The organism is Allosediminivita pacifica, from assembly GCF_003054175.1.
Lineage (GTDB): Bacteria > Pseudomonadota > Alphaproteobacteria > Rhodobacterales > Rhodobacteraceae > Allosediminivita > Allosediminivita pacifica.
Map to the genome: position 1 here is coordinate 113,765 of NZ_QBKN01000011.1, position 12,443 is coordinate 126,207.

Sequence of the window (12,443 nt, forward strand, 5' to 3'; positions counted from 1 at the left end):
CACGGCGGGCCTGTCTACCGAAGGCGCAGCCGCGGCAGCAAAAAGCCGCCCCGAAAGGCGGCTTTGCATGATTTCATGAAAGGCGTGGCTCAGGCGGCAATGCCGGCCTCTTCCACCACACCTTCACCCCGCTTGAGCTCCTTCACGCGGACGTCGGCAGTGCCGAAGGCGCGCGACAGGACGTCGACGGCGCGCCAGGGGCGGGCATCGCCGCACATGAACACGTCGAAGGCGCCGTAACCGATCTCGGGCCACGTGTGCACCGAGATGTGGCTTTCGGCCAGCACGGCCACGCCGCTCACGCCTTGGGGCGAGAACTTGTGCGTGTGGATGTGCAGCAGCGTCGCGCCACAGTCGTCCACGCAGTCGCGGAAAGCCTGCTGGATGCGCGCCTCGTCGTCGAGCCCGTGGCCGTTCACTACCTCGATAATGAGATGCGTGCCGGCAAAGACCGTCTCGCCATCACGGATGAAGTGATCGTCACGCGACTCGTCGAAGACGTCACGGCGCATGGTGTCGATTGCGGGGGTGTCTCCCCGGGTGAATTCTTCCTCTTGGGCGCCTGTCTCCAGACCGTACCCCAGTTGGAAGAGGTTGGCGTCTTTCATGGCGCTCCCCTTCTGACCAGTAGTTCGTTCCAGTCGGTTCCTTAGCGCCCCCCGAGGATGCTTCACCTGGGTTGGGATCGGTTCCGAAAGTGAGGCCCACCTACGAATGGACCCCGAGTCGTTCAAGGATTTTCTGCATGTGCGAGGCAGATTTTTTGCTCACCCGGCAACGACGTGCCGAAATCGCGTTTTTTAGCGTGCCAATAGGGGCTTGTCGGGCTTTCGGACAAAAAAAGGGCGTGGGATGGACCCACGCCCATAAGGTTTCCGGCGGGCCCAGGGATCAGCCCAGCCAGAAATGTCGGCGCGCCTCGGCTTGCGCGGCGTGCCGGTCCACTCCGATGTCGAACAGCAGCCGTTCGTCGAGCTGCGCGAGCGCGCGGCGAGAACGGCGGCGTTCGGACCAGCGGGTCAGGGCGGCCGCAGCTCGCAGCGTCATCCCGGCCAGCGGGGACAGCGAGGGCGCGGCCGACAGGTCTGCGAGTGCGATGCGTGTTGCGGTCTGTGCCATTTCCGTGGTCCTTCCAATTTGTATTGACACAATGTTTATTTGTCTCGTACTAGTCTGATACAATGTGTCACTCAAAAGGTCGATCTAAATTTTGTAATGGGTACAATTTCGGAGATTTATGAATCGGCTTCCGCCGATGGGCCCAAATACCGCGCCGTCGCCGACGCGATCCGCGGCGCCATCGGGGCGGGGACCCTTCAGCCCGGGGACAAGCTTCCGCCGGTGCGCGAACTTGCCTGGCAGCTGTCCATCACACCGGGAACCGTGGCGCGCGCCTACACCTGTCTGACCGACGACGGTATCGCCACGGCTTCGGTCGGGCGGGGCACCTTCGTTGCCGACCCCGAGGCAAACCGGCACGCGGCGCGCGACCGGCACTTCGCCCATGACAACACCGCCGAGGAAAGCGACCTGGTGAACCTCTTCTCGCCACGGTTGCCGGACATGGGGCAGGTTGCCCTGATCCACGACGCCTTCGCCCAGCTCTCGGAGCGACCGGCGCTCGACCTGCTCAACTATCCCACGCGTACCGGCTATGCCCCGGCGCGTCGGGCGGCGCTGCGTTGGCTTGCCGACAGCGATCTGGGCGAGGTCCGCGAAAAGCACGTCGTGCTGACGCACGGCGGCCAGTCGGGCGTCTCGCTGGTCATGCAGGCAGTGCTCAAGGGGCGCTGGCCCGTCATCCTGGTCGAGGAGCTGAGCTACCCGGGCTTCCGCCGCGCGGCCGAGCTTTTGCGAGCCGATGTCGTCGCCGTGCCCATGGACGAACACGGCATCATCCCGCAGGCGCTGGACGAGGCTGCGTCCCGTCACGAGGCACAATTGCTTTGTACCTCTCCCGAGGTGCACAATCCCACCGGCATCGTCACGCCGCCCGAGCGCCGCGAGGAGATCGCCGAGGTCGCCCGCCTGCGCGGATTCCACGTGCTCGAGGACGACTGCTACCGGCTGAGCCGCGCCAGCGGCCCCAGCTACCGCAAGCTTCTGCCGGGGCAGGGTTGGCACCTCTCGTCCGTGTCCAAGACCCTCAGCCCCGCGCTCCGCGTCGGCTTTGCCGTGGCGCCCGACGGGCTCGAAGGCCGGCTCCGCCGCGCGGCCGAGCACGGCTATTTCGGCCTTGCCCGCCCACTCACCGACCTGACCGAGGATCTTCTCACAAGGGACGAGACCTACCGCGTCCTCGATGGCGTGCGGAAGGAATACCAGCGCTACGTCCGCGCCGCGGTCGAGATCCTCGACTGCTCCGATCTCGTCTGGCACGAGGACATTCCCTTCCTGTGGCTGCCGCTGCCGCGTGGTTGGCGGGCCGGAGCCTTCGTGCGCGCGGCCGAGGCGCATGGCGTGCAGTTGCGCAGCGCCGACGATTTTGCCCTGCGCGACGGCTTCGCCCCCCATGCAGTGCGCCTTGCCATCAACGCGCAGGTTTCGCTCAAGAGCTTCGAGGCAGCCATGTGGCGCCTGCGCCGCCTGCTCGAGGACCTGCCCGACCAGATCGAGGTCTGAATGTGGGGTATATAAATACCATAATTACAAGTCATTGATATCGTGCCATAATTTGCCGTAGGTCGCGCTTGACCGCGTGGCTGGCACCTGTATAAGGCCGCAATCGGATTACGGGCCGGGCGCTGCTGCGCACGGCCCTTCTCACTCGAACGGGTCAACACGAACAGGACCGGATCATGAAAACATTTTCTGCACGTCCGGCGGATATCGAGAAGAGCTGGGTCGTCATCGACGCTGAAGGCGTCGTGCTCGGCCGGCTCGCATCGATCGTCGCCATGAGGCTGCGCGGCAAGCACAAGCCCAGCTTCACGCCCCATATGGACATGGGCGACAACGTCATCATCATCAACGCCGACAAGGTTCAGCTGACGGGCAAGAAGCGTCACGAGAACTTCTACTGGCACACCGGCTATCCCGGCGGGATCAAGGAACGCACCAAGGAGCAGATCCTCGAGGGTCCGTATCCGGAGCGCGTGGTTTTCCAAGCCGTCAAGCGGATGCTCCCCGGCAACCGCCTGTCGCGCAAGCAGCTGACCAACCTGCGCATCTACGCGGGCAGCGAGCATCCCCACGAGGCTCAGAGCCCCGAAGTCGTGGATGTGAAGTCCAGGAACTCCAAGAACACCCGGGTGGCGAAATAATGGCCGATCAGATCAATTCGCTGGAAGAGCTGGGCGAAGTCGCGGGCGATGCCGTCGCGATGGAAGCCGAAACCCCCCGTGAACCCGTCCGTGACGAGTTCGGCCGTTCCTACGCGACCGGCAAGCGGAAGGACGCCACCGCGCGCGTCTGGATCAAGCCGGGCTCCGGCAAGGTCACCGTCAACGGCAAGGAGATGGACAAGTACTTTGCCCGTCCCGTGCTGCAGATGATCCTGCGCCAGCCCTTCACCATCGCCGGTGTCGAGGGCGAGTTCGACGTCTACGCGACCGTCAAGGGCGGTGGCCTCTCCGGCCAGGCCGGCGCGGTCAAGCACGGCGTCTCCAAGGCACTGCAGCTTTATGATCCCTCGCTGCGTCCCGCGCTGAAGGCGGCAGGCTTCCTGACCCGCGACAGCCGCGTCGTCGAGCGCAAGAAGTACGGCCGCGCGAAAGCCCGCCGCAGCTTCCAGTTCTCGAAGCGTTAATCGCACGCGACAAAGTTTCGGAAAGGCCCGCTGGTTTCGGCGGGCCTTTTTGTGTGTCCGGGGCCCTGGTCGCGGTGCCGGGCATGACAGTTATGTGACGGAAGACTCTTGCCGGGCGGGAATACGCGCCGATATGAGTTGAATGTCATCTAACCGTCACAGAGTGCGCCGCCATGCCTGAACTGGCCACAGAAGCGCTTCATGCCTTTGCCTACGCGCTCCGCCGTGGATTCCCTTTCGAATCCTGGGGCGATGTCCTTGATCGCGTCAGGCGCGAAGCTGCCGCGGGGTTCCGTGGCAATCCCGCTGTCACGCGGATGAAGAAGCAGGGCAGCGCCAACCTGGGCCTCTACCTGCTCCGCTTCGGTGACGATCAGGTCCTGCAAAAGCGTGTGGTCTCGGTGGACGAATTCCGGATCGCCCGCAGCCTGCAGCAGGCGCATGCAGGCCTGTCGCTGGCGCAGATCGTCTCGGTCGCCCGGCGTGGCGCCGTCTTCCACATTTTCCAGGAGTACGTCCCCCACAAGGCGGATAAGCTCTCCGCGGTCGAGATGGCGCAGCTCGCCTACGACTTCTCGAGCGAAACGCAAGCTCCGCTGGAGCAGGTGGCCCCCTCGCATATGGGCATCTATCGCCCACTCCTGAAGCCGCGTTACGTGCAGAGGATCGCAAAACTGACCGGGGACACTCCGTCCTCCGTCCGGCACGGGCTTGGAACCATGATCGACCGTCCCGCCGCGATCCAGCACAACGACCAGCATCCGAGCAACCTGCGCAGGCGTGACGATGGGCGCACGGTCTTTGTCGACATGGGTTCGGTCGGCTGGAACCTCCCCGGCGCGGGCCTTCGCGGCTTTGCGGCCGACGGGCTGGCAGGCGCCGACCGCACGGCATTCGACGAGGCGACGGGCCATTTTGCCGGGCTCACCGGCATCGACGCCCGGGAAATCCGTCAGGCGGTCCTGCTGGCCGCGGCGGCGCGGCAACTTCGGCGCGCCCGGCGTCACCACGACCGTGATCGCGAAGAAAAGGCCATGCGCATCGCCGCCGAGGTGCTTTCGCTCGACTAGGCCAGCCGATCACGGGGGCAACGCCTTGGCGCCGCGGCGCTTTTGTGGTTCCTGTGCCGGGCAGCAGCGAAAGGATGGCCCATGGGCGTGCTCTCCCGCCTCGACGATGTCCGCTTCGGCAAGACGGACTGGCAGATGCGTCTCAAGGCGCGGCTCTGGCAACGGCGCAGGCCCACCTCGACCCCGTCGGACGAGGTCAAGGTGCTCTTCGCGATCCCGCTCGTTTCGCGCCGCCGGGCCGAAAGCTGGGACACCGTGGAAGCCAATCTTGCCGACACGCTCGCCTCCTTCCAGCGCCAGACCGACCCCAACTGGCAAGTGGTCATCTGCGGCCAGGACACCCCGACACTGCCCGACGATTCCCGCGTCCGTTTTGTCGAGGCCAAGATCTCGGACAAGTTCTACGACAAGGGCGACAAGCGACGCCGGCTGGTGGCCGAGATCGCGCAGGGCTTCCGCGGGGATGCCTACTACATGCAGTACGATGCCGACGACATCCTGCACCCCGACTTCGTGGCTTACGTCAGGACGGACAACAACGGACGGGGCTACGTGGTCGACAAGGGCTACTTCGTCAGCCTCTCGGCGTCGGGCATGGCACCGCTCGACCGTTTCAACCGCCACTGCGGATCGTCCAGCGCGGTCTACGTCGATTTCCGCGAAAGCCGGGCGCACGAGGCGCTGCTGGTCCAGCACCGCTCGCACATCAAGATCGCCGAGATCAGCGCGCTTTACGGGCAGCCGCTCGAACCGGTGCCGTTCCGTGCGGTGCTCTACATGACTGGCCACGGCCAGAACATGGTCAAGCGCCGGGGCAAGCTCGACGAAAGGACCGAGAAGTTCCTGCGACGTCAGCTTGCGCCCGAGGAGGCCGCCAGCGTCTGCGCCACCTTCGGGGTGCCCGAACTGGCAGTCAGCCTCACTCGTCCGGAGGAATAAGCCCCAGCCCCCGCAGGTAGACGCCGATCCCCGTCTCGAGAAGATCCTCGGGCGGGAAGGGCGCGCGCGTGCCGGGCGAGTTGCGCGCGAAAAGCTCCACGACGCCGTGGCTCAGTGCCCAGATGTGACTGGAAAACATCTGCGGCGGCGGGCGCTTTTCGGGCGGGATATGCTGCGACAGGTCCGTCGCGGCCTGTTCCAGCACACCACGTGCCCGCGCGGATACGGCGGCAAGCTCGGGCGAATGGTTCACGCTGATGCCGCTTTCGAACATCGCGATGTAATGCCCGGGGTACTTGCGCGCGAAGGCAAGATAGGCGCGTCCCGTCGCCTCGAACGCCGCCAGCGCCGAGGGCTGCCCGCTGTCGTAGGCGTATTTCATCACGTCGGCGAAGATCTCGTAGCCCTGCCGCGCCGCCTCGGCGATCAGGTCCTCGCGCCCCGAGAAGTGCCGGTAGACGGCGGCGGGTGTCACGCCGGCCTGCTTGGCCGCCTCGGACAGCGTGAAACCGGTCGGGCCCTTTTCCTCGATCAGGCTCAGCGCCGCCTCGACCAGCGCCTGCCGCAGGTTGCCGTGGTGATATCCGCGTTTAGGCATACCAGATCCCGGGGCCGCCGCAGATCGCCGGGTCGGGATGCCCGACCACGTCGCGGTCCTTGCGGTCGTAGCGCAGGTGGTGAAGCACATGCCGGATCGCCGCCAGCCGCGCGCGCTTCTTGTCGTCGGCACGGATCACCGTCCAGGGCGCGGCGATGCTGTGGGTGCGCTCCAGCGTCTCCGAGATCGCGGCGGAATAGTCGTCCCAGCGGCTTAGCCCGTCGACATCCACCTGGCTCAGTTTCCACTGCTTCAGGGGGTCTGTTTCGCGTTTCATGAACCGTCGAAGTTGTTCGGCCCGGCTGATGTTGAGCCAGAACTTGAAGAGGTGGATGCCGTCGTTGACGAGCATGTTCTCGAAATCCGGCACCTGGGTGAAAAACAGCGCCCGCTCGGCAGGCGTGCAGAAGCCGAATATATGTTCGACAACGGCTCGGTTGTACCAGGAGCGGTCGTAGAAGACGATTTCGCCCGGCGCGGGCAGGTGCAGGGCGTAGCGCTGGAAATACCACTGGCCGCGTTCGGTCTCGGTCGGGGCGGGCAGGGCGACAACGCGGGCGTTGCGTGGGTTCAGGTGCATCCGGAAACGCTGGATCGTTCCGCCCTTGCCGGCGGCATCGCGTCCCTCGAACAGGCAGACCACCCGCGTGCCCGTGGCCCGCGCCCAGGCCTGCATCTTCACCAGCTCGATCTGCAGGGCTTCCATCTCGCGGTCGTAGACCTTGCGCGGCATGGTCTCGATGTAGGGATAGCCCGGGTCGAGGATGTCGCCACGCCGCGAGCGCGCAATGGTCGCCCGCAGGCTGGCGGGGGCCTCTCGCTGGACATAGCGGCTGATCGCGCCGTCGAAGGGCAATGTCATGACGCTCTCTTGTGCAGTGCCGGACGACTATGAAGCGCCGCTGCGGTCAACGCAAACCTGCCCGCCGGGCCGCGCGGTGCACTGCTTCGACCACCGCGCCCTCGCGCGCGTGATGCGGCATGTGGCCGACGCCGGGCAGCACCGTCAGCTCGGCATCGGGCAGAACCTCGACGGCCGCGGCAGAGTGGATTTCCAGTCCGACGGTCGTGTCCGCGTCACCGTGAATCAGCTCGACGGGAATTTGCAGATCCTCGTAACGCTTTGACATTTCGACGAGATGCGGCCGAAGCCCGTTGACCTGTCGGGCATTGGCGCGCAGCGTCTCGCGTCGAAGAGTCAGACCCGGTCCCACATGTTCGAGGTAGCCCTCGGGCACCGACTGCGGCGCGAAGATCCCGGCCAGCACATCCTCGGTATTCATCGGATCCACGAAGGCGGTGGCGAATGGAGGCACCGCGGCGCCCCCCAGCGACGAGCCGAGGACCTTGTACTGTGCCCCGAGGCTTCCGGGCCAGGGCATGATCGCCCCCGAAACGCTGACGAGCGCCGCGGCCTCGTGATCCAGCCCCCAGGCCATGGCGACCGAGCCTCCATAGGAATGCCCCAGCACCACAGGCGACTCGACACCCAGCTGCCCGGCAGCTGCCGCCAGAAGATCCGCTTGCACCTGCGGGCTTTCGGCGCGGCTGTTGAAGGCACCGGTGTAGCGCGCGCCGGCGCGACCGGTGTAGCCCAGCCCCGGCCGATCGAAGGCGGTGACGCGGTAGTCCTCCGCCAGCCGCTCCATGAGCGAGAAGGTGAAATCCCGTAGGTTGCCGCCCGCGCCGTGGATCAGCACCAGATCCGGCCCACGGCCCGCCTGCACGAAATGCACGGGTGTCCCATCGACCTCCACGAACTGCCCGACGGGCGGCCAGCGACGCTCGGCCTCCGCCTCAGCGCGGCTCGCACGCTGGTCGATCAGCGCGCCGCAGCCGGCCAACACGATCAGGGCGGAAAACGCGATCCAGAGCTTGAAGGTCATTGCGCCCCGCTCAGCCAGCCATCGCGGTGGCGAAGGGCGATCCGATCATGCCCATCTCGTAGGGGGTCGTCTGGTAGATCCGGTTGATCCAGTTGCCGTAAAGCAGGTGCGCATGGCTCCGCCAGCGGTTGGTCGGCGTACGCGTGGGATCGTCGCCGGGATAGTAGTTCGCGGGGATGTTGATCGGCTTCCCCTCGGCCACATCGCGATCGTACTCTTCCTTCAGCGTCCCGCTGTCGTATTCGAGGTGGTTGAAGATGTAGAGCGCCCGGTGATCTGGGTCCTCGACAAGGCAGGGACCCGTCGTGTCGCTGTCGATCAGGATCGGAAGGCCCGCGCCAAGGATCTCCTCGCGCTTCAATTCGGTCCAGCGCGACACCGGGATCACCATGTCGTCGGCAAAACCGTTCAGGTAGGGCGAGCTCGGCTGCATGTTGCGGTGCCGCACGCAGCCAAAGGCCTTTTCCTCCAGCAGGTACTTCTGCACCCCGTGGAAGTGGTTGATCATCGCCATGCCGCCCCAGCAGACGCCGAAGGTCGAATGCACGTTGGTCTGCGTCCAGTCGAAGACCTGCCGCAGCTCGTCCCAATAGGTCACATCGTCAAAGGGCAGATGCTCGATCGGCGCGCCGGTCACGATCAGACCGTCGAACTTCTCGCCCGAGGCCGCGACCTCGGCGAAGGGCCGGTAAAAGGCTTCCATGTGCTCGGCGGCGGTGTTGCGCGTCTGATGCTCGGTCATCCGGATCAGCGAGAACTCGATCTGCAAGGGCGTCGCCCCGATCAGGCGCGCGAACTGCGTCTCGGTCTGGATCTTCTTGGGCATCAGGTTCAGCAACCCGATCCGGAGGGGCCGGATGTCCTGGCGGGCGGCCGCGTCCTCGGACATCACCATCACGCCTTCACGGTTGAGAATGGAGTAGGCGGGCAGATCCGAAGGAAGCTTGATCGGCATGAGTACTCTCTCGTTCCGGAAACGACAGATAGGGCAGGGCACCGGCTATCTCAAGCTGGCGGCCCGGGGCGCTTCATCTGTCGGACGTCAGGCTTGGTTTAGCCTTCCGGAAGGGCATTCGCAACGAGATCGATGAAATCCTGCGCACTTCGCAGATTGGCCATGTCCGAGGCATCCACCGTGACACCCCAGTTCTGTGCCATCTTCTCGTAAAGCGGCTGACGGTGCGCCAGCGCCTTGGCATAGGTCCAGCGGATGAAGGCATCGGGATCGACCTTGTCGGGCGCGCTGCCGGTCTCCTGCAAGTAGGCCTCCCAGCAATCCTCGAGGAAATCGGGCCGGTAGGCCATCGGCTTGGGCGCCCGGTCGAAACGGCGGATCAGCTCGGCGGTATGCGCCTCGGTCCCACGGATCCAGACCATCAGGGCGGCGCCGGACAGCGTGGACAGGATCGGGTCCTCGGGGTCCTCGGGGTCCACCCACTCGCAGATCGACCCGCCGGTATCGCAGACGAAATGCGGATAGTCGTAAAGCGTCTCGCCCCGGTCGATGAACCAGGGCGTGTCCAGAAGCGCCTCGCGCTCGGCGCGTTCGAACTGGGCCTGCCGCGCGCGGTAGGTGTCGATGGGCAACCCGCCCTTGTCCTTGTCCCCGGGCTTGCCGAGGTAGGCCGAGACGGGCGCGAGGTTGTGAAAGCTCAGGTTCGTGCCGATGAAGATCGAATCCGACCGCAGCATCTCGCGCAGGAAGGGTACCTTCATCGCCTCGCGCTTGGCGTTGTCGGCGATGTATTCGCCCATGTAGCGGGTGCCGATGCGGTAATCGACCGAGTAATGGAACCAGTCCCCACTGCCGCGCAGCAGGTTGGAGACATGGGTCTTTCCAAGCCCGGACATCGCAAAGAGAACGACTTTCTTGCGCGGCGCGTCACGCCATTCCTTCGCGGTCTGATAGATCATCGGGCAACCTTCCACAGAACTTCACCGGCCTGCCTTACGCGGGGCGGTCCGGGGCGTCAAACCGGCGCCTCGCTCCAGGTGCAAAAAGCGAAGGCGCCGCGGCTTTCCAGCCGCGACGCCTTGCAAAGGGCGGATCGATCGTGATCAGAACTTGAAGGCGATCTTCATGCCGACGCCCCAGGCGTCGTTGTCCTCGAAATCGGCTTGAGCTTGGTCCGGCGTGCCGGTTTCGGGCTTCGCATCGCCGAGCCAAGTGTAGCTCACGCCGCCCGACAGGGTGACCGTTTCGTTGATGTCGTAGGCGCCACCGACGGCGAGCTGCGTGAACCCTGTCGAGGGCGCAAGCGGCGAAACAAGCTCGTCGCCGGGTGCCTCGTAAGCCACGCTGACCGAGCCCGCCAATTTGTCGGTGAACTGCCGGCCCATGCCGAGGCGATATGTGACCGTATCCTCGAGATCGATCAGCCCGCCGCCGGTCACGGTCTCGAACTGCTCCGGGTCGACGCGGAACTGCGAGTGCTTGACCCAGCGGATCGAGCCGAAGACGAGCGTGCCCGGCGCGACGCCGGTCTGGGCTTCGAGGTTCCAGCTCTCGGGGGTTTTGACCTTGGTGTCCGAGGACCCGTTGAGAAGCGGCAAGGGAGGGAGCGGTCCGGCCCCATCGGGATCGACCAGCGGACCACTCTCGGACGTCGACATGCTGTGCTCGATTGCCGAATTGTAGGTGAGTGCGACGCGCAGGGCGATGTCGGGCCGCTCGTAGGCTGCGCCGAGGACGTAGCCATTGGCCGTGTCGCTGTCGAGTTCGACATTGTAGCCCGAAACGGGACCGTAGGCCGCCCCGCTAAGCGTGATCTCACCCTCGGCCTTCTGGGTGCGCAGGCCACCGTAGACGCTGAAGTTGTCGTTGATCTGATACTTGAGCAGGGAGGTCAGCGTCGAGGTCTGGGCAAAGGCATTGGTCCCGCCAAGGATCAGATCGTCGTCCGGGTAGGAAATGTCGGCGCCGAAAGGACGGTCAAAGATGAATGCCGCGGACCATGGGCCCGAGATGTCGATTTTCAGCGCAGCGCTCGGCAACGTGAAGTCTTGGGCGACATTGTCGATATCACTGCCAAACGGGCGGTTTGTCCCGCTGAGATCGGGCATCGCCTTGCCAAAGGACAGCTCGAAGTGGTTGCCCTCTTCGAAAAGCACCTGCGCCGACTGCGTCGTGCGCTCGATCCCGCCAGCGTGGGCGGCCGATGCCGCTAGGGCAAGCGCCGAGGCGCTGCAAGCGATTCGCTTCATGATTTCCTCCCTCCCGCAATATCGCGGTGTGTCTCCTGTCAAAAAAGCTACGTTCAGGCACGAAGACTGGTCAATCTTTGACCCTGCGTCACGAATTTGACAGGTAACGCGGCCCTCGCGACCGTTACATTCCGGCTACACGATGCCGGGTTTCGTGTAGGATATTGTAGTAGTTCGCGGCAAAGATCAGCGCCGCTCCCATCAACACGAAGGGGTCAAGCGGCTCGCTATAGACAACCACGCCCACCAGCGCGATCACGGGCAGGCGGGCAAAGTCGATGGGCATGACCACGCTTGCGGGTGCCAGCGCCAGCGCAGATGTCAGGCAGTAATGCGCCGTCACGCCCGCCAGCCCGATCAGCGCGACCCAGGGCCAGGCCGCGGCCGGCGGAAAGGCGATGTCCCCGTCGATGCCCGCGCAGATCAGCCCGAAAACCGCCTGCATCAGGGTCAGCCAGAACAGGATGCAGACCGTGCTCTCGGTCCGTGTCAGCCGCCGGGTAAAGACCGCCGATCCGGCAAAGCCGATGGCCGCCAGCGCCGCGGCAAGCTGGCCGGGGTGCACCGTGTCCGGCGTCGGGCGCGTGACGATCAGGATGCCGACGAAGCCCACGGCCGCCGCGATCCCGCGTGTCCGTGTCATACGCTCGCCTAGCACCAGCGGGCTCAGCACGATCACCCAGAGCGGCGAGGTGAATTCCAGCGCGAAGACCTGTGCCAGCGGGATCACCGCGATGGCATGGAACCACAGGTTCTGGCCCGAGAAATGAAACAGGTTGCGGATAAAGTGCACGCCCAGGCTCCGCCCTGTCACCTCGCCAAGGCGCCCGAAGGTCCGCGCGAAGATCAGGACAAGCGCCAGCCCGATCACCGAGCGGTACATCATGATCTCGAAGGTATCGAGATCCAGGCTGACTTCGCGCCCGGCCACGGCCATGGAGGTAAAGGCGCCAATTGCGCCGATCATCCAGAGACAGGCGCGCAAGGTATCGTTCATC

Annotated in this window: 14 protein-coding genes; 5 read left to right on the forward strand and 9 right to left on the reverse strand. The window is 65.0% G+C overall.

The genetic code is table 11. From position 1 onward, the window contains the following. Positions 1–89: 89 nt before the first annotated feature. Entirely contained in the window at positions 90–608 is a 519-nt protein-coding gene (gene speD, locus C8N44_RS10575; RefSeq protein WP_107976244.1) for an adenosylmethionine decarboxylase, read from the reverse strand. Between the two features lie 283 nt (positions 609–891). Further along, positions 892–1,119 carry a DUF1127 domain-containing protein gene (locus tag C8N44_RS10580; protein WP_107976246.1) on the reverse strand — a complete coding sequence of 76 codons (228 nt, stop codon included), beginning with the start codon at positions 1,117–1,119 and terminating at the stop codon, positions 892–894. A gap of 96 nt (positions 1,120–1,215) precedes the next feature. On the opposite strand from C8N44_RS10580, the gene C8N44_RS10585 reads away from it, so the two are divergent. The 5 genes from C8N44_RS10585 to C8N44_RS10605 all read left to right on the forward strand — a co-directional run bounded on the left by C8N44_RS10585 (position 1,216) and on the right by C8N44_RS10605 (position 5,757). Continuing rightward, positions 1,216–2,622 (forward strand): aminotransferase-like domain-containing protein, encoded by a 1,407-nt coding sequence (locus C8N44_RS10585; RefSeq protein WP_107976248.1) that lies wholly within the window; start codon positions 1,216–1,218, stop codon positions 2,620–2,622. Between the two features lie 176 nt (positions 2,623–2,798). Continuing rightward, positions 2,799–3,263 (forward strand): 50S ribosomal protein L13, encoded by a 465-nt coding sequence (gene rplM, locus C8N44_RS10590; protein ID WP_107976250.1) that lies wholly within the window; start codon positions 2,799–2,801, stop codon positions 3,261–3,263. Beyond that, on the forward strand, positions 3,263–3,748 hold the full coding sequence (gene rpsI / locus C8N44_RS10595) for a 30S ribosomal protein S9 (protein WP_107976252.1): 486 nt from the start codon (positions 3,263–3,265) through the stop codon (positions 3,746–3,748). The genes rplM and rpsI overlap by 1 nt, the downstream gene beginning before the upstream one ends. 173 nt (positions 3,749–3,921) lie before the next feature. Then, positions 3,922–4,818 (forward strand): hypothetical protein, encoded by an 897-nt coding sequence (locus C8N44_RS10600; RefSeq protein WP_107976254.1) that lies wholly within the window; start codon positions 3,922–3,924, stop codon positions 4,816–4,818. Between the two features lie 81 nt (positions 4,819–4,899). Then, positions 4,900–5,757 carry a glycosyltransferase family A protein gene (locus C8N44_RS10605; protein ID WP_107976256.1) on the forward strand — a complete coding sequence of 286 codons (858 nt, stop codon included), beginning with the start codon at positions 4,900–4,902 and terminating at the stop codon, positions 5,755–5,757. On the opposite strand, the gene C8N44_RS10610 is transcribed toward C8N44_RS10605, so the two are convergent. From C8N44_RS10610 to C8N44_RS10640, 7 genes are all read right to left on the reverse strand, one after another. Then, the gene (locus tag C8N44_RS10610; protein WP_107976258.1) at positions 5,738–6,355 is read right to left on the reverse strand and encodes a TetR/AcrR family transcriptional regulator; all 618 of its coding nucleotides are present in this window, start codon (positions 6,353–6,355) and stop codon (positions 5,738–5,740) included. The two genes, C8N44_RS10605 and C8N44_RS10610, sit on opposite strands and share 20 nt — an antisense overlap. Then, a complete protein-coding gene (gene ppk2 / locus C8N44_RS10615) occupies positions 6,348–7,217 on the reverse strand; it encodes a polyphosphate kinase 2 (protein ID WP_107976260.1) in 870 nt (289 codons plus the stop codon). Before ppk2 ends, C8N44_RS10610 begins: the two co-directional genes overlap by 8 nt. Before the next feature lie 46 nt (positions 7,218–7,263). Continuing rightward, positions 7,264–8,241, reverse strand: a complete 978-nt coding sequence (locus C8N44_RS10620) for an alpha/beta fold hydrolase (RefSeq protein ID WP_107976261.1) — start codon at positions 8,239–8,241, stop codon at positions 7,264–7,266. Positions 8,242–8,251: 10 nt separating this feature from the next. Beyond that, on the reverse strand, positions 8,252–9,196 hold the full coding sequence (locus tag C8N44_RS10625; RefSeq protein WP_107976263.1) for a homoserine O-succinyltransferase: 945 nt from the start codon (positions 9,194–9,196) through the stop codon (positions 8,252–8,254). Positions 9,197–9,294: 98 nt separating this feature from the next. After that, a complete protein-coding gene (locus tag C8N44_RS10630; protein WP_107976265.1) occupies positions 9,295–10,155 on the reverse strand; it encodes an ATPase in 861 nt (286 codons plus the stop codon). A gap of 144 nt (positions 10,156–10,299) precedes the next feature. Then, positions 10,300–11,445 (reverse strand): OmpP1/FadL family transporter, encoded by a 1,146-nt coding sequence (locus tag C8N44_RS10635; RefSeq protein ID WP_107976267.1) that lies wholly within the window; start codon positions 11,443–11,445, stop codon positions 10,300–10,302. A 124-nt stretch (positions 11,446–11,569) separates the two neighbouring features. Then, complete coding sequence (locus tag C8N44_RS10640) at positions 11,570–12,442, reverse strand: DMT family transporter (RefSeq protein ID WP_107976269.1); 873 nt, start codon at positions 12,440–12,442, stop codon at positions 11,570–11,572. Position 12,443: the final 1 nt, after the last annotated feature.

Excerpts from the sequence above, each read along its gene's own strand:
- C8N44_RS10580 (WP_107976246.1), bottom strand. The coding sequence starts at position 1,119 with ATGGCACAGACCGCAACACGCATCGCACTCGCAGACCTGTCGGCCGCG.
- C8N44_RS10640 (WP_107976269.1), bottom strand. The coding sequence starts at position 12,442 with ATGAACGATACCTTGCGCGCCTGTCTCTGGATGATCGGCGCAATTGGC.
- C8N44_RS10605 (WP_107976256.1), top strand. The coding sequence starts at position 4,900 with ATGGGCGTGCTCTCCCGCCTCGACGATGTCCGCTTCGGCAAGACGGAC.
- C8N44_RS10585 (WP_107976248.1), top strand. The coding sequence starts at position 1,216 with ATGGGTACAATTTCGGAGATTTATGAATCGGCTTCCGCCGATGGGCCC.
- C8N44_RS10610 (WP_107976258.1), bottom strand. The coding sequence starts at position 6,355 with ATGCCTAAACGCGGATATCACCACGGCAACCTGCGGCAGGCGCTGGTC.
- rplM (WP_107976250.1), top strand. The coding sequence starts at position 2,799 with ATGAAAACATTTTCTGCACGTCCGGCGGATATCGAGAAGAGCTGGGTC.
- C8N44_RS10600 (WP_107976254.1), top strand. The coding sequence starts at position 3,922 with ATGCCTGAACTGGCCACAGAAGCGCTTCATGCCTTTGCCTACGCGCTC.
- C8N44_RS10635 (WP_107976267.1), bottom strand. The coding sequence starts at position 11,445 with ATGAAGCGAATCGCTTGCAGCGCCTCGGCGCTTGCCCTAGCGGCATCG.
- ppk2 (WP_107976260.1), bottom strand. The coding sequence starts at position 7,217 with ATGACATTGCCCTTCGACGGCGCGATCAGCCGCTATGTCCAGCGAGAG.
- C8N44_RS10630 (WP_107976265.1), bottom strand. The coding sequence starts at position 10,155 with ATGATCTATCAGACCGCGAAGGAATGGCGTGACGCGCCGCGCAAGAAA.
- C8N44_RS10625 (WP_107976263.1), bottom strand. The coding sequence starts at position 9,196 with ATGCCGATCAAGCTTCCTTCGGATCTGCCCGCCTACTCCATTCTCAAC.
- C8N44_RS10620 (WP_107976261.1), bottom strand. The coding sequence starts at position 8,241 with ATGACCTTCAAGCTCTGGATCGCGTTTTCCGCCCTGATCGTGTTGGCC.
- rpsI (WP_107976252.1), top strand. The coding sequence starts at position 3,263 with ATGGCCGATCAGATCAATTCGCTGGAAGAGCTGGGCGAAGTCGCGGGC.
- speD (WP_107976244.1), bottom strand. The coding sequence starts at position 608 with ATGAAAGACGCCAACCTCTTCCAACTGGGGTACGGTCTGGAGACAGGC.